An 18,309-nucleotide genomic window follows, 5' to 3' on the forward strand; every position below is an offset into this window, starting at 1 on the left:
ACCATCAACAACAGTTTCGATCTAAGGCTGGAATTGTAGGATGATGGTAAATTAGCTTTTTGACACGAGGTTGTCATGAGCCAAAGATTAAAAACAATACAGGCTCTTCGTGGTATTGCGGCGATGGCTGTGGTTTTAAGCCATTACCGGCTATATTTACATCAAAATGAAATCTATAAAAATTTATGGGATGGATTACTAGGATGGGGGATCGTTGGCGTTGATATATTTTTTGTAATTAATGGCTTTATTATGGCATATACTACAGTTAATCATCCCGCCAGCATTGAATCGTCAAAGAACTTTATACTAAATCGTATAATTAGGATTATACCAAACTATTACTTATTCTTATTTTTATCTTTCCTTTTTGGTGGTGTAATGAGTATCTTTCATTATGAATGATAGAACTCAAGATCTCATTTACGCCATAAGCTTTATAGTTTACACCCCCCAATATTGCACCTTACTATATGGATATAAATCATGGTATATATCCAGTGCGTTGGACTCTAAATTATGAATTTTATTTTTATATGGTGTTTTCCATTTGTTTGCTATTTAAATATCGATTTGCAATTTTATTTACATGGTGCCTTTTAGCTATAGCAGTCATTCCAGTTTTTTATGGGAATGCTCCAACGCTAGAGACATCAGGTTACGAAGTACAAACTGCGTTATACGGTTTTTTATCTAATCCTCTAATTATAGAGTTCTTAATAGGTGCAGCAGCGGGATCTCCATACATAAGAGTGAAAGGCCTTAATATTTCAAATATATCATTTTTTATATCATTGGTATTGCTATTCTATATTTTTTATGCAATATCCACAGGATATGCAACATGGTATAAACGTCAAAATTTCATTACCAATAGGTTTTCTTGTGCTGTTTTCAACTCTTGCTGAAAACAAAATTAAGATATTTATACCAAAATTTTCATTGTGGTTGGGAGACATATCTTTTTCTCTGTACCTTGTACACCTACCGGTTGGCTTCGCTTTATTTGACCGCGTGGAAAAGGCAGCCTATGCGCCAGCTATTGGAATTCCTTATGTGCTAATGGCTATATTACTTTCGCTTATTTTTGCACACTTCGCACATAAATACATTGAAATACAGCTGAGTAATTGGCTAAAAAGAAAAATACTCTCAGCATGAATTCCATTATGGGTAGTGCTACTTTTAATAGTGTGACACCCCATTTTAGGCTTTGTTGCATAAATAGATTTTATGCTGCCAGCCCAGTGATATCGCTGATCCTAGAAACGTAAAATCATGCAGTTGGTTGCGTAATAAAACAGCACACCTCAGGTGACAAGCATTTTCTTCCAAACCGAGCATGGCAAAACAGTATGATTCCCTATTATGTAACAAAGCCCCATTTTATAAAAAAAGCTATTCAGGACACTGCGGCCACGCTATATCCGTCGCTTTGCTAACATCAAGTCGGGTAAGCATCACTCGATATTTTTTCCACATCAGCAGTGTCGTTTCTTCGACTTGTGTTGCCATGTTCAGATCAACCGCATCTTGTAATGGTATAATTTTCCCTGTGGCCTGCTCTAACAGCATACTTTTTTTTGACTGAGCCATAGAAAGATTTTGCTCTTCTGTTGGTGCTGGCCTATCTCCTAATACAGGCATTCCATTCTTGTTAGCTTTAATTATTTTATTTTTTGACTGTCCCTCAAGAAGCGCTTGATAAAGCTCATTACTCACGGGGACGGCATCCTCTGGCCAGCCATTATCCGAGTCTTCATAGATTGACTTCATAGATATATGATAAAAGCCATTTGTTGTGGCACTATAAAAGTAATCATTCATGATTTTGTCACCTTAAAATCCTACAGCTGACCAATACACAGGAAAACCAGCGATGTTTCCGCGTACAGAGCCTTTCGTTGCTACGTAAAAAGAAGCATTGTTAACAGGATATCCGAAAGCATTATCTACTGTATCTCCTTGTGCATCAGCATTGCTTACAATCACATTTAAACAATTTCTCGGGAATGTAATAGGGAAATTCTGTATCACATTGGTACTTCCAATATAACCCCATTGATAGATAAATCCTGTAGTATTATCCTTGTACCATCCATTTTGAGATAAATTTGCACTGATTGGCGGATTTTTAAAACTGTATACTCGCTGCCCTTGGTCATATACCCCACCATTTGCTTTTAAATCCCAAGCATTGATATTTTCTTTTGTGTTAATGTTTTTAATGAAATTTGCATCACCGGAAACATTGAGTGCGCCTCCTATTTCTATGTTTTTTATCCAGTGCAGCCGGTCATTATTCCATTCACCCGTTTTGACATTATTGGCATAGAACGCTACATTGCCGTTACCATTGGCAATAAGCCCTGAGTCAACGTCCCCGATATTAACAGAGTGAGTAACATGCAGTGTACCAGTGACAGTGCCGCCGGTTTGAGCTAACGCCCCGATATCGTCAGGGGTTAATTTCACCTCGCCTTTTTTTGCCATTAACACTCTTCACGGCTGAAGAAGCGGCTAAATCCATCGCTGCTTTCACCGCCTTTGGCATCGCAGCCAGCGTCTCACTGTCGCTGTTAGTGGCGCTGCTGAGTTGGGTGATACCCGCCGTTTTCAGTGATGCGGCTGGCACGGTATTATTGACATTCTTAGAGAGCGCTTGAATTAACCCCGCCTGAAGTTTATCCAGGTCGCCGTCGTCAGCCACATCACTATTATTGGTATCGGCAATAAACTGCGCCACCACATGCGCAATCACCGATGCCTGCCGCCAGACCGTATTGAGCTCCTGCGAACGGGCGACACCCGCGCTAAAGCCATTACTGCGCGAGCGCAACGTCTGATAGTCTTCCGCCGACAAAACGTTAGCGCCGTCTGCCGTCGCAAACGGTAAAAATTCATTCTTGGCCATCATTATTCCTTACAGTTTTACCGACCAGCTGCCGGTATCAAATCCATCCACATAACCATTACGGATATCAAAACCAAAAATGCCGTTGTCGCCCTCTGAGCCACTGTAGGCATTGAGCTTCACCCCTTCTGGTTTGATATTGAGATACCCCTGACGTATTACCGCCTTGATGACTTCAGGCACCACCCCGCCGGTCAGATAGACGTCCATCGACATATCCTGATTGTCGGTAAAGAAGATATTCACCGTTCTATCCGGTATCACCCCTTGATAAATAGCCGCCAACATCTCACAGGTACCGTCCCAGTGATTGGCTCGAATTTTGGCCCGCAGTATGGCGCGGTAGGTCTCATCATCCAGCTCGGTAAAACCGCTGTCGGCATCAAAGCGCCTTTTCCAGCTGCCCTGGTCGAATCCCACCCGGTCAGTATCGAGGGCAAAATACACCCCGGTAATCGGTGTTTTCACATAGCGCGATAGCCCTATCCACTCTCCGATGGCATCCAGTTGTTTCCCAAAGGCGCCCTCCAGGCTGAACAGCGCGTTAAGCTGGCCCGCCAGCGCGGCGATATCTTGAAGCGGCCGCGTCATAAGCTGGATATGGCGCACAAACTTTGGCGCCGCCCAATGCTGCGGCGTCACGAAGTCGGTGTAATCCCTCATGTGGTCACCACCAAAGTGAGATGCTCGGTTGTGCCGCTGAGCGCCTCATTGAAGGCCACAAGCAGATTCTCTTCTTTAACCGCTTGGGCCGAGCGCCCGATTTTTATTGCCGTGATGTCGTAGGTCTGTCCTTCTTCGTCACCGGGCAGATTGGCCGGCAGATACAGACGCGTCAGATAAAGATTATCGCCAATCAGCTGCTGGTTAATGTAGGCCGCCACCGCTGAGCGGATTTTATCGCCGGTTAGCGTAGTGTAGCCGGTAAAGGCAGTCAGGGTTATTTCCACCGCCACGTTGACTTCGCGAGGACGGGAAAAGCGGATATCTTTCGGCAAACCGTAACGGTCGATGACCTTGACCAGGGTATCGCCATAGGTGCCTGCGCCAGGCGTTTTTTTCAACGCTATCGCCTGGGCAATCGCATTGACATCACCGCCATCAACTATCATGGCAATAGAGTGCGCTGGCAGGCCGTTTTTATCTGTCTCGCCCGTATCATTTTCAAATCCCCGCAACCGTACCACACCGGGCAGTAAACTGACCGCGCCCTGAATACCGTCCAGCACCGTGCGCGACGGTAAGGCAACGGATTTCTTCTGCCGAGCACGTAATGCGCTGTCCCGCTCAACCGGCCTGCCGGGTGTGGCAGCGGCCGGGTTGGTCACCGTCTGCCACCCCCGCGTCGGGGTCGCTATGTCGCTGATATCGCCGGGAGCCGCCGTGATATTACCGGCTGCCGTACAGACGGCGGTCACTCTGGCCTCACCGTGCGTATCGAAAGTCACCCGCTCAGGCAGGCGCCAGGTCTGGCCATTGCGGTCGCTTACGCTGCCGTGGGTAATAACGGTGCCAACCTGACCGGTCAGCAGGACATCAGCCTGGGAATACCCCGAGGCATGCCGGGTGATACCGTTAATCGCCACCGTGTTAGACAGGGCCGCGCCGGTACTGGTCATGGGGCTAAAGCTGTTGTAGGCGGCGATAACCGCGTTGTTGGCATCGTGGAGAGCCAGCGCGTAAATCGCTATCATCTGGCCGTCCTTGCTGTCCGGCGACAGATAGCACTCCCGGCCGTAAATCTGGCGAAAATAGCCGGTGAGCTGTTGCAGTATCGTCTGATAATCAGGTGCAGTGATGCCGCTGTCGGTGACGGTCGCCGATAGGCCAAGGGTATCGAGAGGGAGCATTAGACCTCGCTTATGACTGCGGTCTCGCCGTAGAGCGTCTGTATCCGCACGGTCACGGTAATTTTTCGGGTTTCGTGGGAGGTAATCGCGTTAAAATCGTTGATACCACGGACGCCGGGGGTGTTAAGAATACGCTGCTTGATGGCCAGACCGTAAGCCTCAGTGTTATGCTTACCCAGCACCGCCTGACGCCAGGGCGTCCCCTCCTCGCTATCCAGAAACCATTGCCCGCGCCATAATTCAAGACGCGTTTTCACCGCCTGGGCAACACACTCAGGGCTGTTTACCAGATCGGTATCTCATTGCGGTTTACCCGTCTTACTGCCACCGGACTGAACGCCGGTATGCACATGGTTTGTCAGGCTGATACCCGCCACCGTAATGTCGTTTTTCACACTGACCGGGCCGTTGATGCTGGCGCTTCCCCCGCTATCCCCCATGCCCTGCGACAGATTGCCATTGATGGTGACATTGCCATTGAGCACAATGGTCGGCGCAGTGACGTCCACACCGCCCTGCGCCGTGGCCTTTAAGGTACCCGGTGTGGTAACGGTAATGGCGTGTCCCGCCGCCACCCCGACAAAGGCAGCACCATCATCACTGCGCAGCTGGGCGGCATGCACGCTGATACCACTGATTTTTTTGCCTGCGACTGTGGGCCAACAAACGCAAACGCATCCGGCAAATCATGTTGACGTTAGTCAATCGTTTCCTGCACGCCGCCGTTCTGCCACCAGAAATCGATGCAGCGGTCAGCAAACACCACCAGACATTCATCACCTGCGGCAACAGGAAACGTCAGCGTAACGCCACCGCCACGAGGGAAAATGACAGGAACATCTACCAGTAACGGCAACGCGACAGACTGCGCTCGGCCTTGCGCGTCACTGATAACACCCTTAATTGCCGGTTGTACCGTGCAGGTGATAGCCTCCGCATCAAATGACTGAATAATCCCCGGCAGAGCGACCCGCAGCTGGGACAATATAGTGTGGCGCAGGACCTCAAGCAGCGCCTGCTTATCCCCCGCGCGTTCTGATACGGAAATCGTCATTATCCCACCTTGTTCAGTGTTGAGGTTTTCATCAAATCCGCCGCGCCTTTCGCCACGCACACCAGATCCATATACCAGGCTTTACCCCGCGTATCGCCGCTGTAGGTAATATTCTTCACAATATACGCCCCATCGGTCGCCAGGCTCGCCGGTGGCGATAATGCCCCTTCGGTCTGTTGCACGCTGCCATGATTGACCGTCCCTATCCGGCCCGGCACCGCGGCAATATCGCGTTCGGGTAACATCGTGCGGTAAACCAGCGCTTCATCCAGCAGGATAAGGCCATTCACCTGAATTGTCGGGTTGATGAGACAGCGAACATTGACACCGGCCTCAATCGTCTGCTGCGGCAAACCTATCAGCCCTGTGGCGCTGTTGAGCACCACCGCCTCCTGCACGTAGGTCTCTTCCGGTACCATCACCAGCTGTCCGTTGATATATTGCCAGGACGCGCGACACTGCCCTGCGAGGTTATCTATCGCATCCCGCGCCATGCCAAAGTAGGTTTTTCCACGGGGAAAGCGCGTCGCCTCAAAATCAGGCGTCGTGCCTTTCACAATACCGTAGGGGGCCAGGCCAGTGAGTAGCGTCTGGTGTTGTTCGGCTTGGGTATGGCCTGCACCCAGGGTTGTATTAAGAGTGGCGTAATCGTAAGCATCATGGGCATCGACCGCCTGAATCATCACAAAGGTATCGGTCGGGTTATCTCTGCCGGTCAGGGAATAGCAGATGTTTCCGGTGAAAATCAACCCCGTGTTATCCTGATACCCTGCCATTAATTGCACACGAGCAAACTCGTCCGCCTGAATGCGATTCACCGTCTCCGGTTTCAGGTTCCAGACTTTAAACACGGCCGTGCGCGGCCAGCGTGTATCCGGCCATGAAATACTGAACGTGGTGCGAAAGGCGGACAGTTCGATACCCTCACCTTTTTCATCGGCGACGATCAGCGAGCATTGTCTTATCCAGTTCTGAGGCATGGTGTTTTCCGTAAAAAAACTGCCAGTGCGGATTAATCGGTTATCCAGAGCAGTGAGCCGCCGCCGGCAAACCCCACCTCCATCGTCAGCTCAGCGGGCCGCTGATAGGCGTGGTCAGCGATTTCAGCGCCGATTTCCACCGGATGCTCGGTGATGTCAAGCTGGTCCTGGTGTTTCTCCGAAATCACCACATCCGGCACCAACAACCCAATTTTGCGCGAGGGCTGCGAGAACAGTGTGGAAAGAATATCCATCAGTAGGCCCTCTGCCTGAACTGCCCAATCAAGCGGGCGTTAACACCGGTCTGCCTGTCGGCGATATCCGTGCCGGTGGTCGCCGGATCGCTTGCGCCATAGACATTAATCGTCGTTTCTTGCTGAAGACTTTTCCCGCCTATCCCCGCGAGCGCCGCACGGTCAATCAGTTCACTGCTATAGGGATTACGCCCATTCTCATGCTGAATAATGCCGCCCATCAGCGACGCTATCAGCTGAGGATTGCCCAGGTTCAGCGCCGCATCCGGGGCGACTCCCAACTGGCGGGATATCGCCGCAATATAGGCGCCCGTGTTGTTTTCACTTCCCGGTGCCCAGGTGTTGATGATTTTTTCAATCGTGTTGAGACCATGGCCCGCAGCCCCTCAAACGGCGTCTGAAAGCGGGCAAAGCGGCCACCGGGCGACTCTCTTTCTGCGCCCGCCTGCCCCGCATAATTCAGATCCCCCGGATTGTTGTTGCGGATCCCGTGCGGGAGCGCCAGTGGATCGGCGGAAGCATCGCCGCGATGTTTGCTGGCCCAGGCGTTATCTATCCCTAGCGCTTTCAGGCTATCGCCCACGCCACGTTTTATCTGTCGGGTGTTGTAGTCCCAGGACGCTTTGGCGCTGGTGACAATGTTTTCTCTGTCTGAGACCAGATAACCGGCATACAGTCCCCAGAGTTTTAACCAGGGAGGGATGGGCAGACCGGCAATCTTGCCGAACGCACCGAGGACTTTTGATACCCAGGCGCCGGCGATAAAGGTGGCGAGCATGTTCAGGGTGTTTTGCCAGCCCCCGACATCGTTAACCAGTCCGGTGATTTTATCGCCTATCCACGCGAACGCCTTTTTCGCCTGTTCGATTTCCGATCCCCACGTCGACCAGTCAATAAAGGACGTTCCCCCTTCCTTCCAGGTCTGGTAATCATCCCACAGCAATAATATCGCGGCTGCCAGCCCGGTAATGATGTCCATCGGCGAGGAGAAAAACGCCCGGTTCAGCGCCCATATCGCGGCAGTCAAGGCTCCAAACGTGGTTATCACCTTTTTGCTCTGACCATCCAGGCGGTGCCACCAGTCAAAAATTTGGCCCGCTGCCTGTATCAGGCGCCAGATAACGCGGCCCACCATCTCACCAGCGCGGATCATTCCCCGGACGATCCGGGTCAACACGTCTTCGATTTTGGGAAAGTTTTCGAGTATTTTCTTTCTCAGGTCGTCCAGAAAGCCCGCCAGTCCCCCGGCCAGATTTGCGCCGACCTTATCGCGCAGGATACCGAATAACGCCGTTAGCCCCTTCATGGCCGTCATGAACTTATTAGACTGCGCAGCGGCTTTTTCTGCGTTAAAACCGGTACGGCTTAGCATAGACTGATAATCCGCCGTAAAGCCGTTCAATCCCCTGCGCATCGCCATCAAGGTATTTTCATCGATGCCCAGCATTTGTGCATACTGGTTTGCCCGGTAATAGGGCATCTGGCCGAGTTTTTGCCCGACACCGGTAAAGATCGCCGACATGTCACGCATCCGTCCGCGGGCATCCCGTGTTTGCACCCCCAGGCAGTTCAGGAAGCCTTCTGCACCGGGGGTATTGCGCATCAATCGCGCCAGGCTCTCCAGCGCGCCCTGCGCTGCTTCGGCACTGCTGCCGGTTTGGGCTGCCGCATAGCCCAATGCCTTTATGCCCGCCGCACTGGCACCGGTACGTTGTGACACCCAGTACACCTTATCCAGTCCAGCGGCTATCTGTGTGGTAAAACTCAGTACGGACAGCGCTGCCCCCTCGACTGCCACGCCCAGCTTTAACACATTAGCGGTGACGCCGGTGAGGATGCGCTCAAATTTCCGCATCCCCGATTCATCCACCTGAAAACTGAGGCTGACGAGGAAGTCGCGGATAGTGTCAACATTAGTCACGGTTTGTCTCTCTCCATCGCGCTATCCGCGCTTCGTTATCCTGTGTTAACCCAATCCAGTCGTTCATGCGTGCGATATCAGCCAAATCAATCGAGCCATCTTTCAGGGCGGTATAAGGGATAAAAGGGCAGCAATTCACAATGCGCCTGCACAAAGCCCGCACCGTACGCCGTATAGAGGTCAACAAACGTCACCCGATAATCGCGATTCTGATACGTGACAATATCAGCATCACGTCCCGTTTCTCCGCTGCTCAGGCGTTCCGTCGTCACCACCAATATGGCGCCGCTGATCACCTGGCCGGCCTGCATTCGGCGGTTTTCCAGTGAGCGATCAACCGTCACCACACCCGAAAAGCCAGAGTGTTCTTCCGCACTGGTCGTGATGCCATCTGCATCCGTCTGCTGAAACCGGCGAGTGACCACTAGATGAGTATCACAGAAGTCGGGATCAAACAGGACGTCTGTTACATCAAGATTTGGCATTTTTATCCCTCACGACGTAAGTGATCGACCGCCGATACTGCCCGGTGTCGATAAGTGGTCTGGCGTTTGCATTATCAGGTGCGTTACCCGCAGCACGGCTTTCAAGTTCAGCTTTGGCACCTTTCCTTCCCCTACGGGCGCGGGCGGCTACCGTACTGTCCGCCAGCGGAATGAAGTTTGAGGCGGTAATAAAACGTCTTACCCCATCTGTTGCGGTAGCCCCGGCCTGATTAAGCAACCTCTCGGCGCCCGATATATTGCCGTCAAGCGTAAAAAGCGCGGCCTGTTTCAACAGGGGTAGCGTTTTATCCTGCACCGATTTAACGCCGGGTTGCAGATGGGGTCTGGCCGGAATATTTTGCGCGGGAGAGCCATGTTCATTGATATAGCCAATGCCGGCATTGCCGAAGGGGACATCATCACGCGCAGAGTCAGCGGCGGGAATGCCCACCAACACATCTCGGTTACCGAGCGTTTTAAGCGCCTCCAGAAGGGATTGCGCCTTATCTACCTTCAACCTAACACCGCTTTTCATAGCTGCCGCCCTCCGGCACCCAACAGGCACAGATACTGGTAGAACTCCGCGCCATAGCGTGTGTTATTCCAAAATCCCGCGCTGGGGTTAAGTGTGGCACTGCTGTCATAGCTCACACTGACCTTATCGACGGATTTTGACGACACAATGCCACTATTCGCTCCCCCTGCCCCACCGATTACCGCCGAACGGTTATCTGCGGCGAACAGGGTAAGATAGTGCGCTACAAACAGCTCCACCAGATACACAAACAGTTTGCCCAGCCGTTTCTCATCCAGCAACATATCCGCCAGATCCAGGCGGAACCGGATTTGTGGATCGGGGTAGCGCAGGGGATCAGCGAAGACGGGAAAGTCGGCTCTAAACGTTTCAATCGTTGGCATGGATGGATTAGCCATTATCCCGCCGCCTCCTCATCAAATGCCGTCTACATAATGCATGGTATCGCTGTAGCGCAGCTCCACCGCCCCCACCTTGCTGTAGTAGGTGACAATCTGGCGTAAGTCCCGGTATTCCATCGGCGTGCGCTGTAGCGGCACCAACGGGAACTGCACGTACTTGCGATCCTGGCTGTAGAGCACGGCGCGATTGGCAGTGAATTCGTCACCCTTCTCAAGCCATTTCACCGGCTGAATATCCAGTGGCTTGCCATTCTGTTTGAACGCAATAGTGTTCTCGTTCAGGTAATCCAGCAACGACCGGTTACCTGCCGAGGAAACTATGGTGCTGACCAGCAGGGCGTACTCATCGGGAGACACCAGCATCTTATCCGGTACCACCGCCCGTCCGGTCTGTTTCCATGCGGTTGTCAAGCCGGCATCGATAGCCGCGCGAATTTCATCGGCAGTACTCTGTTTCCATGGTTTGCCCGCTTTGGACCTTTTCACGCTCGCTTGATTGAGCAGCCCCTGCACACTGAGAAGCTTGCTGCCAACATAGACCTGGCGGTCAACATTAAGCTGATAGACCTGATTCATCGCATCCAGCTTTTGTGAATCGACGGGTCGGCCTAGCTGCATAGCCGACGCCAGTTCAAATACCGTCCAGCTTAATTGACGTGACCAGGGAGTCAGAGGCAGTGTGGTTTTATTAATATCGAGGTCAATACCGGCAATGACATTGGTACTGTGGCTGATCCACGATTCGCCATCCGCACCAACAGAGCTGGGCGCGGCAAAGCTGCTGTTGGTGAAACTCGCCATTTCATCCGCAATGGAGACATCCTCACGCAGATTAACGTCGCGGCTCCAGGTATAGGCCAGCAGCGGCAGGTTAAGGGTTTGATCCAGCCGTTCAAGCTGGCCCAGTAAAAAAGCGCCCGCACTGTCGGCGGTCTTATGATCAAAAGTCTTTTGGTCAAACGTATACATGACGTGTGCGTTCCTTAAATGTTGAAGGCCACTTCTGCGATGCCATTAGCATCTGCAGCACCGATAAACCGGGCGTTGGTGAGCGCTACCGTGTTGCCTTCGGTCTTGTCGGCCTCGGCTTCAAAGCCGCCGATCGGTTTCTCTTTGGTGCCACCCTTGACGCGGACAAAAACGGGGACGTTATCCGTGACCGTGCCCGCATTGACCTTGACGGCGATATAGCCGCGGGTCAGCGCATCCCCGGTATGGTTGTACGGTGTGGTTAGCTGTCGTGCCAAATCGCTGTCCGACATAAACGGATAAGAGCGCACACGAATACCGAAAAAAACGGTGACCGCATCCCCTTCCGAGATAGGCACAAATTTACCGGCTACCTTTTTTCCCATCAGGCCGTCACCGGCGAAGGGTTTGTCGGTGCTCATCACTACCGGCTCGACAGTGGAATGGGAAGGCCGCGTTAATGCGCCGGCGTACCCGAAATCGGGCGTAAAGAGAATCGATGAACCGGTCATGCCGTGGCTCCTTTGTTTTTCCAGAAATCTGCTTTGGTTTTATTCAGTTCGGCGATGGTGTTGCTACACCCGGCTAGATTGAAGGCGGGCATCTGCTGTTTGGCGTTATTGCGCCAGCGGGCAATTTCACTGGCGCCGTTAAAAACGCTGTCGACGGTGGCGAAGGGCATCGTCATAAAATCGGCATCAGCGTCAGTCAGTGAGGCAAGTAACGCCTTGCCATCGGTGGTCTTGCAGGCGGTACTTAATACCTGCCGCTTGAGTGTTCCCGGCTTGGCCCCCTCAGGCAGAGAGAAGCCGGGCAGAATCAGTTCAGCACGGGCGACCACATACTGTTGATAAGCCGCGTCGCCGGTCAATCGGCGCGTGTCCTTTTCTTCCTCTTCTTCTGTGGTTTCATCAACCGTCGTTGATGACGGCGTCAGTTTCTCGAGAATGGATTGCAGCGCCGTTTCCAGTGCGGCGAGCCGTTCGGCTATGCCGGTCTCGTTTTCATCGGCGGTAGGCGTGTCTGACTCAGTTTTTTCTGCCGCCTCCACCTTTAAAATCACGGTAGGCGTTTCAACAGCGTCATCGCCGGTGAGATTGTCCGGTGCATTTTTAAGCAAGGCTTCCGCCTCCACCGAATCCCCCGTTTTAATGGCGCGCCTTAAGCTGGTAAACCAGCCTGTATTTTTGGTTGTCATAGATTGACTGTCTCCAATTGAACAACGTTTCCCAGCCCGTCCTTCAGGGACAAGCGCGATATGGTTACCCACAATATTGATTTGCTCGGCTTTACCGACACCCGTCTGGATATAGTCGGCGTCGTAGCCGCATGAAATCTCACGCAGCCCAGCGTCAATAGCACGAATGGCGGCGTCGTTTTTAATCACCAGATCGGCGAGCAGTAGATCCGCCTGTTCACCGGTGCCCCGGCGGATATTCTGCGCATGCCCCTGCGCCAGGCTTTGCCAGTTGTCTGGCGCAATGAACAGGATGTCACCGCGAGCATCCCGAGGATGGTTAATCACCACGGCGATACCTTCAAACGATGCCATCGACGCGGGGTTAAAAACCGCATCAGGCGTTCGGATGACGTCAATATCACCGTCGCTGTCCGGTTCAATATGAGGAATGTGGATCGCTGGATAAATCTGGCTCCCGGTGCGGGCGACGGGGACGGCTTCGCACAATAGCGAGCCATCAGCCATGAGGTAACGGGTTTCCCCCAGCCGCGTCTTAAAGAAATATTTCATGGTTAGTTTTCCGGTATCACGACGTCGCAGTAACAGCGGCAATTGGGTAACGTGCCCGCATGACCGGTCATGCCGTCCAGCGTAGGCGGATTTTCCCAGCGCACAAACGTGCCTTCCATATGGGCATGAGAATGACGAACATCAGGATCATGGGCCGTGCGCCAGATATAGCCCTCAGAGCCGATAGCCGTGGCCCGCGCCTGTGTCAGTGCCTGGGTGGCACGAGCAATTTCCGTGCGGGAAATCAGTCTGGCGCGGGATTTGGCCACCTCTCCGGTACGCAAAAGAGCGTCCATCAATGCGGTGGGGCGCTCGCCGCGGATCATGGCTTCGATAGCCTGAGATTGGATATCCGCGATCCGGTCAGCCGCATGCAGTGGGGCAGACTTCATCCACTGGATATTTTCCTCAATAATGCTGCGGGCCGCCTGACCAATGGCGGTGTTTTTCATTTGATGGCGCAGTTCTGCCGAAATGTCACGGGATAGCGTACGCCATTGTTTTTCCTCTTGGTGTGCGACGCCGTTCAGCATACGCGTGGCCACGGTTTCGGCCCATGGACTGATGATGTCGGCATACTGGCGGAGTCGTTGTGTCGCGTCCCGCGCGGAGATTTGTGAGCTATCGTAAGTGCCGTTGACGATATCGCCCACCGCCTGCGCCACCTTACGCAGTTGGGTCGCGTAAAGCCTTTCCTGTCGCGTCGAGGTCTGGCGCGTGGAAATCGCCGGACGCGGGCGGGTCGATGTCTTTCGCATCCTCAATGTCCTCATCACTGATGTTGGCACCGATGCCGGTCATTTTCGCCGCATCACGCAACTCTGCACGGGCGACGTGTAATGGCATCAAATCATTTTCTACCGCTTTACTCAGTGCCTCGATGGTATTCAGTGCCACCGTAGCCCGGTCGGTCTCCTTCATCTGCCAGAGCGGCGTAAACTCAAAGGCGAAGTCATCAGGCAAGGGCGTACCAAACTCAGAACGATGCAGGATTTCAAACAGGCGTCTGACAGGCCGACGCAGTCTACGCGCCTGCAAGGTACTGACATTGTCATAGTAGTTGGCCAGATCAGTCTCCCCGGTTGAAAATCCGGCAGGAGACTGACCAAACAGGCGCACCAGCGGGATCCCCGATGCACCAGCAATTTGCTGGGCAAACTGTGCCAGCACATCAGAAAGTCCGCTAAATGAGTAAGAATGCGTCTGGAATTCATCCTGGGTGTCCATGATGGTCATGCCCTCAATGGACTGGAACAGGCGGATCATATCGAGGTGCTTCATCAGTCCAGCCTCAAGCTCTCCGCCCATGCCAAGGATTTCGCGCAGCTTGTCTATGCTATAGGTACGCAGGTGCGCCTTGTGGATCAGTTGAGCCACGCCCGTACTGGCACTGTCATAAGCCAACAGGCGATCATAAATGCGCTCAATCACCGACATGCCCCAACCGTTTTCCGTGTACGCCTGTTGGTAAGGTAGGCCAATACCGTCCATGCGTATCACGCGGCTATGATGTATTTTCCAACCGGGAATGCCCTGGGCAGTACCGACCACCTCGTAAAACCTGGGCTTGCCCAAATCAGGCCCGAGATCGGTAATTATTTCGGTACTCGTTAGGTTCAGCATCCAACGGTCAAGGGGAAGTACACCTTTGAACGCATCTCGCCCAATGGTTTCCATGCGTAACGGCTGGCTCATATCCTGTCCGTCAATCAGAATGACACTGATTGCTCCGCCATAGAGCCGCGACCACTTGAGGGTATCGTTAAGTGCATTCCAGAGCGCCAACGCTTCCCAGCGCCCTTCCAGCCGGCCTCTTGCCTGAGGCGCGACCTGCGAGGTGATGCTGACGCCTTTTTTCGTCATATCGTCGGCAATGGTGTCCACTGCTGCGCCAATCAGCCAGGAGGAGCGATAGGCAAATTCCACCAACGTCCGGTTACGTGAGGTGAAACTGGGAAAATACGTGCCGTCACTGCTGAGATTGGGGGCTCTTATCCCCAGACGCGCCGTTAAGTTTTCGTAACCATCCACGGTGTGTTGCCTGATGGCATGATTTTTCGCCTGATGGCGGGCATGGCGTTTTCGTGACATTTAAGCCTTTCTCCCCAGCAATGCCCATGTATCCAAGGCGCGATCTGTCGGCGCAAAAGCCATAATGAGCGCATCCGCCATATTCGGTGAGGGAATGCCTCTTTTTTCATGTCTTTTTTACTCTCAACCTTGACGTGTCCGTTATTGTCGTAATCCACCCGAGGCCGGGATAATTCCGCCTTCAGGTATTCCAGTCTTTTGATGTTCGTCGTTGACAGGCTGATGAGTTCATCTGTTGGGTAGAGCAATGCCGCTTTGGGATCCTGTTTTTTGGCCTCAATGCAGCGCCATGTTTTATAGAATCGCTCTCGTACCGCCCACCACGCCTGTGCCTTAATGTTGGCGAACATATCTTTATTTGTTTTTCCCGGCATATACAGTGCATCAGGATCTTTGACCGCTTCACCGGCGTTAAACCCTTTAACGTTGATGGCGGCTATCCGCTTCAGGTGTGCCTTGACGCCAGCGCCTACACCGATAGAGTCGTAGATAATGCAGGTGATGCCACGCTCTATCGCGTAGCGATTAACCCGATTGGAGGAAGCAATCACATCGCCTCGATGCCATTCATCAAGGTCTAGCACGACTGAGCCCTGCACAAAGCACAAGGCGTTGCAGTCTTCACCTTCATCAGCAACGTCGAAGCCGAGACGCTTTTCTCCCACAGCGTCAAATCCCAGCGTCATATGCGCATCGACCGCCGCAGCAATCCACAACGGCTTGATAATCGCCAGGTCGCTGTCCGCGACCGGCTCCCCTTCCCAGATATGCAGATACAGGTCATAGTCCTTGCACTTGCATTCCTCCATTTCCAGGCGGAGTACTTCAGGGAAATGGGGATTGTCGGTGTAATGCACCGTCAGCAGGCAGATATCATCCAGTGGATTGACAACAAAGCGTTGATAGGTGTCGTCGAGGATATTCTTCGGATTAAAGCTAACCCAGATTTCACTGCCCGGTTTGCGGATAGTGGGGATAAGAATATCCCAGCTCTCCTTGGTCACCGCTTCAGCTTCTTCTACCCACGCAATATCAATGCCTTCCAGCGATTTAATTTTGGTAACGTTATTTTTTATACCGTAAAACATAAACAGGCTATCGGTGGCAAGATGGCGGATATACGCTTTCTGAATCTCGAACTCCTTCAGATAACCTTCGCGCTGGATAGTGTCTGCAATCAACTGGATAACAGAATCGGCCATACTGGCCTGGAACTCACGTGCGCAAAGAAAGCGATAAGTGCCTCGTCGCGCTATTTCTACCAGTAACCGTGCGATAGCCCATGATTTACCGCTTCCCCGCCCACCTTTGGCAATCTTGTAGCGATGTGGCTGAATAAATGGACGGAAAATAGCATTAAGAGTCGTCATCATGAAATAGTGAGGAGAGTGGTTTGGTCTCTACCTGAAGTGCGCCGCCGTCTTTACCGGTCAGTTCCTGCTTATCCGAGTAGCCATGTTTGGTCAGCATAAGCTTGGCAATCGTTGCGTTAAATTCGCCCTGTAATCCTTTGTTAATTAAGCGATTTTCCTGCAGAGCCAGAATGCCCTCTAAGATGTCCTTAAATTCAGCATTCTGTTCACTGTATTCATAAACGCGCGAGCGACTTTTTCCCAGGTAACAAGCCAATCCGGCGATGCTCGGGACAACATCACCCAGCTTTTCATAGTCCCCTAACAAATACGCTTTAGCCTTTTCCAGACTTTGTGCAAGCTCACTCGGGCGACCGACTTTATTTTTTGTTTGTCGTCCCATGTCTTATATCCTCTATCTGCCTCAGCGCGGCTTTATCCTGATTGCACATCTCCAATGCCAGCAGCAGCTTCTCGTTGAGTATCACGCTGTCGCCCCACGTCATGCGCTCCGGGATAACTGGCGCTGGACAATCATCGAGCAGTGTGGCCGGTATCGGCGCGTGCGGGATGGGCAGGTATCTGGTCTGCGTGCGCCCGCAGCCGGTTAACAGCACTGGCAGGCACAGGCAGACGAGCACAGCGCTCAGGCGTAAGGGCCTCGCGTATTTGGATAATGCGCGGCTGAAAGTCCTGCACCGCGTGCTGATGTGCATCCTGTGTTGCTCCGGCTATCTGGTTGAACAGCGCTACCGCCTGTTCATAGTGGGTAAACTGTGCGCGGGCGGCGTCACGCTCGGCGACCATCGATTGATTAGCCTGCTTTAGGCGGGTGGTGATGTCGAGGCTCTGAATTCTAACCACTATAGCGAGAGCTGTCATAGTGAGCAGCATTGCGGCGAGCGTGAGGAGTTTCCAGCGCATCATGCTGCCAGTCGGTGCTGTTCTTCAATCAATGGCTGACGATGGTTTTTGTTGAATATTCCCATCAGCGTGGCCTTGCGTTGCTCGAAGTCCCAGCCCATGCCAATAAATACCGTATTGGCGCGTTGCAGTTCGGTAATGCAGTGGATCTGCTCTGGCGTCAGATAGTCACGGATAGATTCTTTCTTGCCTATTTCATGGTGGACACGAAATTTTGCAGATGTCATACCAAGTGCAATGCGGTTTATTAAATCAGCCTCGTTACTGAAATGGTGTGGCGCGATGGTTTTCCCCTGAGCTTCGCGTTCGTGTTTGATGGCATCGGTCATTGGGCGGTACTCAATCCGGGCGGTATTGCGATCCATCTTCTTGCCCGCCAATGCATTGCGCATACGGAAGAACTCGGAAACCCGCTTCTTCTTGAATACACGAACAGCATCATTGTTGCGCATGTAGGTAATTAAGAGTGTAGTTTGCTGCTCGTTGAGAAATGCAACACGAAGAGGCTTGCCACCGCCTTGGCTTCTCTCAACCATACGGATTTCAAATACGAGTGGCCCAAACTCTTCCAGATCAGCTTTGTTACGGTCAACAAGCTTGATAATGGTGTCATGATCTTTCTCAACACCCTCAGCAATCGCCATAGTATTCGCTACAAGATCAAATTTCTTTATTTCCACTAATTGCATCACTATTTCCTTTTGGTGATAGAGCCTGCCTCGCAGACATGAGTGGCCCAAGAGGGGTTAGCGATGAAACCGCCACTCTGTCTCAGGCTCATATCCCGAAAGACTCTTGGTTGTATGCGCACGAGGATGCGCAGGCGAAA

General features: G+C 52.4%; 24 protein-coding genes and 3 pseudogenes. 2 read left to right on the plus strand and 25 right to left on the minus strand.

All coding sequences use genetic code 11. The features are described from left to right. The first annotated feature begins 75 nt into the window (after positions 1–75). On the plus strand, positions 76–405 hold the full coding sequence (locus SGP1_RS27955; RefSeq protein ID WP_083764863.1) for an acyltransferase family protein: 330 nt from the start codon (positions 76–78) through the stop codon (positions 403–405). 432 nt (positions 406–837) lie between these two features. After that, the gene (locus SGP1_RS16320) at positions 838–1,161 is read left to right on the plus strand and encodes an acyltransferase family protein (RefSeq protein ID WP_041867110.1); all 324 of its coding nucleotides are present in this window, start codon (positions 838–840) and stop codon (positions 1,159–1,161) included. Positions 1,162–1,398: 237 nt separating this feature from the next. Here SGP1_RS16320 and SGP1_RS16325 read toward each other — a convergent pair whose 3' ends face one another. The 25 genes and pseudogenes from SGP1_RS16325 to SGP1_RS16435 all read right to left on the minus strand — a co-directional run bounded on the left by SGP1_RS16325 (position 1,399) and on the right by SGP1_RS16435 (position 18,169). Continuing rightward, a complete protein-coding gene (locus tag SGP1_RS16325; protein WP_011411630.1) occupies positions 1,399–1,827 on the minus strand; it encodes a tail fiber assembly protein in 429 nt (142 codons plus the stop codon). A gap of 12 nt (positions 1,828–1,839) precedes the next feature. Next, the gene (locus tag SGP1_RS24665) at positions 1,840–2,493 is read right to left on the minus strand and encodes a gp53-like domain-containing protein (protein WP_050747761.1); all 654 of its coding nucleotides are present in this window, start codon (positions 2,491–2,493) and stop codon (positions 1,840–1,842) included. Then, positions 2,459–2,917 carry a phage tail protein gene (locus SGP1_RS16335; RefSeq protein ID WP_243466068.1) on the minus strand — a complete coding sequence of 153 codons (459 nt, stop codon included), beginning with the start codon at positions 2,915–2,917 and terminating at the stop codon, positions 2,459–2,461. The genes SGP1_RS24665 and SGP1_RS16335 overlap by 35 nt, the downstream gene beginning before the upstream one ends. Positions 2,918–2,923: 6 nt before the next feature. Beyond that, positions 2,924–3,577 (minus strand): DUF2612 domain-containing protein, encoded by a 654-nt coding sequence (locus tag SGP1_RS16340; protein WP_011409961.1) that lies wholly within the window; start codon positions 3,575–3,577, stop codon positions 2,924–2,926. Beyond that, positions 3,574–4,764: a baseplate J/gp47 family protein gene (locus SGP1_RS16345; RefSeq protein WP_011411480.1), complete on the minus strand. Its 1,191-nt coding sequence runs from the start codon at positions 4,762–4,764 to the stop codon at positions 3,574–3,576. Before SGP1_RS16345 ends, SGP1_RS16340 begins: the two co-directional genes overlap by 4 nt. Beyond that, positions 4,764–5,063: pseudogene (locus tag SGP1_RS16350) on the minus strand (hypothetical protein); the annotation flags it as partial. The gene SGP1_RS16345 and the pseudogene SGP1_RS16350, both read right to left, overlap by 1 nt. Next, positions 5,064–5,818, minus strand: a pseudogene (locus tag SGP1_RS16355) (phage baseplate assembly protein V). Continuing rightward, on the minus strand, positions 5,818–6,798 hold the full coding sequence (locus SGP1_RS16360) for a phage protein (protein ID WP_011411481.1): 981 nt from the start codon (positions 6,796–6,798) through the stop codon (positions 5,818–5,820). The pseudogene SGP1_RS16355 and the gene SGP1_RS16360 overlap by 1 nt, the downstream one beginning before the upstream one ends. A gap of 47 nt (positions 6,799–6,845) precedes the next feature. Next, a pseudogene (locus SGP1_RS16365) lies at positions 6,846–7,052 on the minus strand (phage baseplate protein); the annotation flags it as partial. Further along, a complete protein-coding gene (locus tag SGP1_RS34125; RefSeq protein WP_083764840.1) occupies positions 7,052–7,333 on the minus strand; it encodes a hypothetical protein in 282 nt (93 codons plus the stop codon). The pseudogene SGP1_RS16365 and the gene SGP1_RS34125, both read right to left, overlap by 1 nt. Next, positions 7,306–8,973, minus strand: coding sequence for a hypothetical protein (locus SGP1_RS16370; protein WP_011411482.1), 1,668 nt, complete (start codon positions 8,971–8,973; stop codon positions 7,306–7,308). Before SGP1_RS16370 ends, SGP1_RS34125 begins: the two co-directional genes overlap by 28 nt. After that, positions 8,966–9,115, minus strand: a complete 150-nt coding sequence (locus SGP1_RS34130) for a DUF6889 family protein (protein ID WP_148203678.1) — start codon at positions 9,113–9,115, stop codon at positions 8,966–8,968. The genes SGP1_RS16370 and SGP1_RS34130 overlap by 8 nt, the downstream gene beginning before the upstream one ends. Beyond that, the gene (locus SGP1_RS16375) at positions 9,060–9,458 is read right to left on the minus strand and encodes a hypothetical protein (protein ID WP_011411632.1); all 399 of its coding nucleotides are present in this window, start codon (positions 9,456–9,458) and stop codon (positions 9,060–9,062) included. Before SGP1_RS16375 ends, SGP1_RS34130 begins: the two co-directional genes overlap by 56 nt. Next, on the minus strand, positions 9,445–9,993 hold the full coding sequence (locus SGP1_RS16380) for a hypothetical protein (protein ID WP_011411633.1): 549 nt from the start codon (positions 9,991–9,993) through the stop codon (positions 9,445–9,447). Before SGP1_RS16380 ends, SGP1_RS16375 begins: the two co-directional genes overlap by 14 nt. Further along, a complete protein-coding gene (locus SGP1_RS16385) occupies positions 9,990–10,391 on the minus strand; it encodes a DUF4054 domain-containing protein (protein ID WP_011411634.1) in 402 nt (133 codons plus the stop codon). Before SGP1_RS16385 ends, SGP1_RS16380 begins: the two co-directional genes overlap by 4 nt. Before the next feature lie 18 nt (positions 10,392–10,409). Then, positions 10,410–11,363 (minus strand): DUF2184 domain-containing protein, encoded by a 954-nt coding sequence (locus SGP1_RS16390; RefSeq protein ID WP_011411635.1) that lies wholly within the window; start codon positions 11,361–11,363, stop codon positions 10,410–10,412. A 14-nt stretch (positions 11,364–11,377) separates the two neighbouring features. Then, the gene (locus SGP1_RS16395) at positions 11,378–11,875 is read right to left on the minus strand and encodes a structural cement protein Gp24 (protein WP_011411636.1); all 498 of its coding nucleotides are present in this window, start codon (positions 11,873–11,875) and stop codon (positions 11,378–11,380) included. Next, a complete protein-coding gene (locus tag SGP1_RS16400) occupies positions 11,872–13,113 on the minus strand; it encodes a DUF2213 domain-containing protein (RefSeq protein WP_011411637.1) in 1,242 nt (413 codons plus the stop codon). The genes SGP1_RS16395 and SGP1_RS16400 overlap by 4 nt, the downstream gene beginning before the upstream one ends. Positions 13,114–13,115: 2 nt before the next feature. Then, positions 13,116–13,778 (minus strand): phage head morphogenesis protein, encoded by a 663-nt coding sequence (locus SGP1_RS16405; RefSeq protein WP_011411638.1) that lies wholly within the window; start codon positions 13,776–13,778, stop codon positions 13,116–13,118. Between the two features lies 1 nt (position 13,779). After that, the gene (locus tag SGP1_RS16410; protein ID WP_011411639.1) at positions 13,780–15,204 is read right to left on the minus strand and encodes a DUF1073 domain-containing protein; all 1,425 of its coding nucleotides are present in this window, start codon (positions 15,202–15,204) and stop codon (positions 13,780–13,782) included. Next, on the minus strand, positions 15,123–16,577 hold the full coding sequence (locus SGP1_RS16415) for a PBSX family phage terminase large subunit (RefSeq protein ID WP_243466069.1): 1,455 nt from the start codon (positions 16,575–16,577) through the stop codon (positions 15,123–15,125). Before SGP1_RS16415 ends, SGP1_RS16410 begins: the two co-directional genes overlap by 82 nt. Next, positions 16,561–16,959 carry a DNA-packaging protein gene (locus SGP1_RS16420; RefSeq protein ID WP_011411641.1) on the minus strand — a complete coding sequence of 133 codons (399 nt, stop codon included), beginning with the start codon at positions 16,957–16,959 and terminating at the stop codon, positions 16,561–16,563. The genes SGP1_RS16415 and SGP1_RS16420 overlap by 17 nt, the downstream gene beginning before the upstream one ends. Then, positions 16,937–17,197, minus strand: a complete 261-nt coding sequence (gene lysC / locus SGP1_RS36675; RefSeq protein WP_083764761.1) for an Rz1-like lysis system protein LysC — start codon at positions 17,195–17,197, stop codon at positions 16,937–16,939. The genes SGP1_RS16420 and lysC overlap by 23 nt, the downstream gene beginning before the upstream one ends. Further along, entirely contained in the window at positions 17,091–17,483 is a 393-nt protein-coding gene (locus tag SGP1_RS16430; RefSeq protein WP_011411494.1) for a hypothetical protein, read from the minus strand. Before SGP1_RS16430 ends, lysC begins: the two co-directional genes overlap by 107 nt. Then, a complete protein-coding gene (locus SGP1_RS16435; RefSeq protein WP_041867064.1) occupies positions 17,480–18,169 on the minus strand; it encodes a Rha family transcriptional regulator in 690 nt (229 codons plus the stop codon). Before SGP1_RS16435 ends, SGP1_RS16430 begins: the two co-directional genes overlap by 4 nt. Between the last annotated feature and the right edge of the window lie 140 nt (positions 18,170–18,309).

It is taken from the genome of Sodalis glossinidius str. 'morsitans', from assembly GCF_000010085.1.
Taxonomy (GTDB): Bacteria; Pseudomonadota; Gammaproteobacteria; order Enterobacterales; family Enterobacteriaceae; genus Sodalis; species Sodalis glossinidius.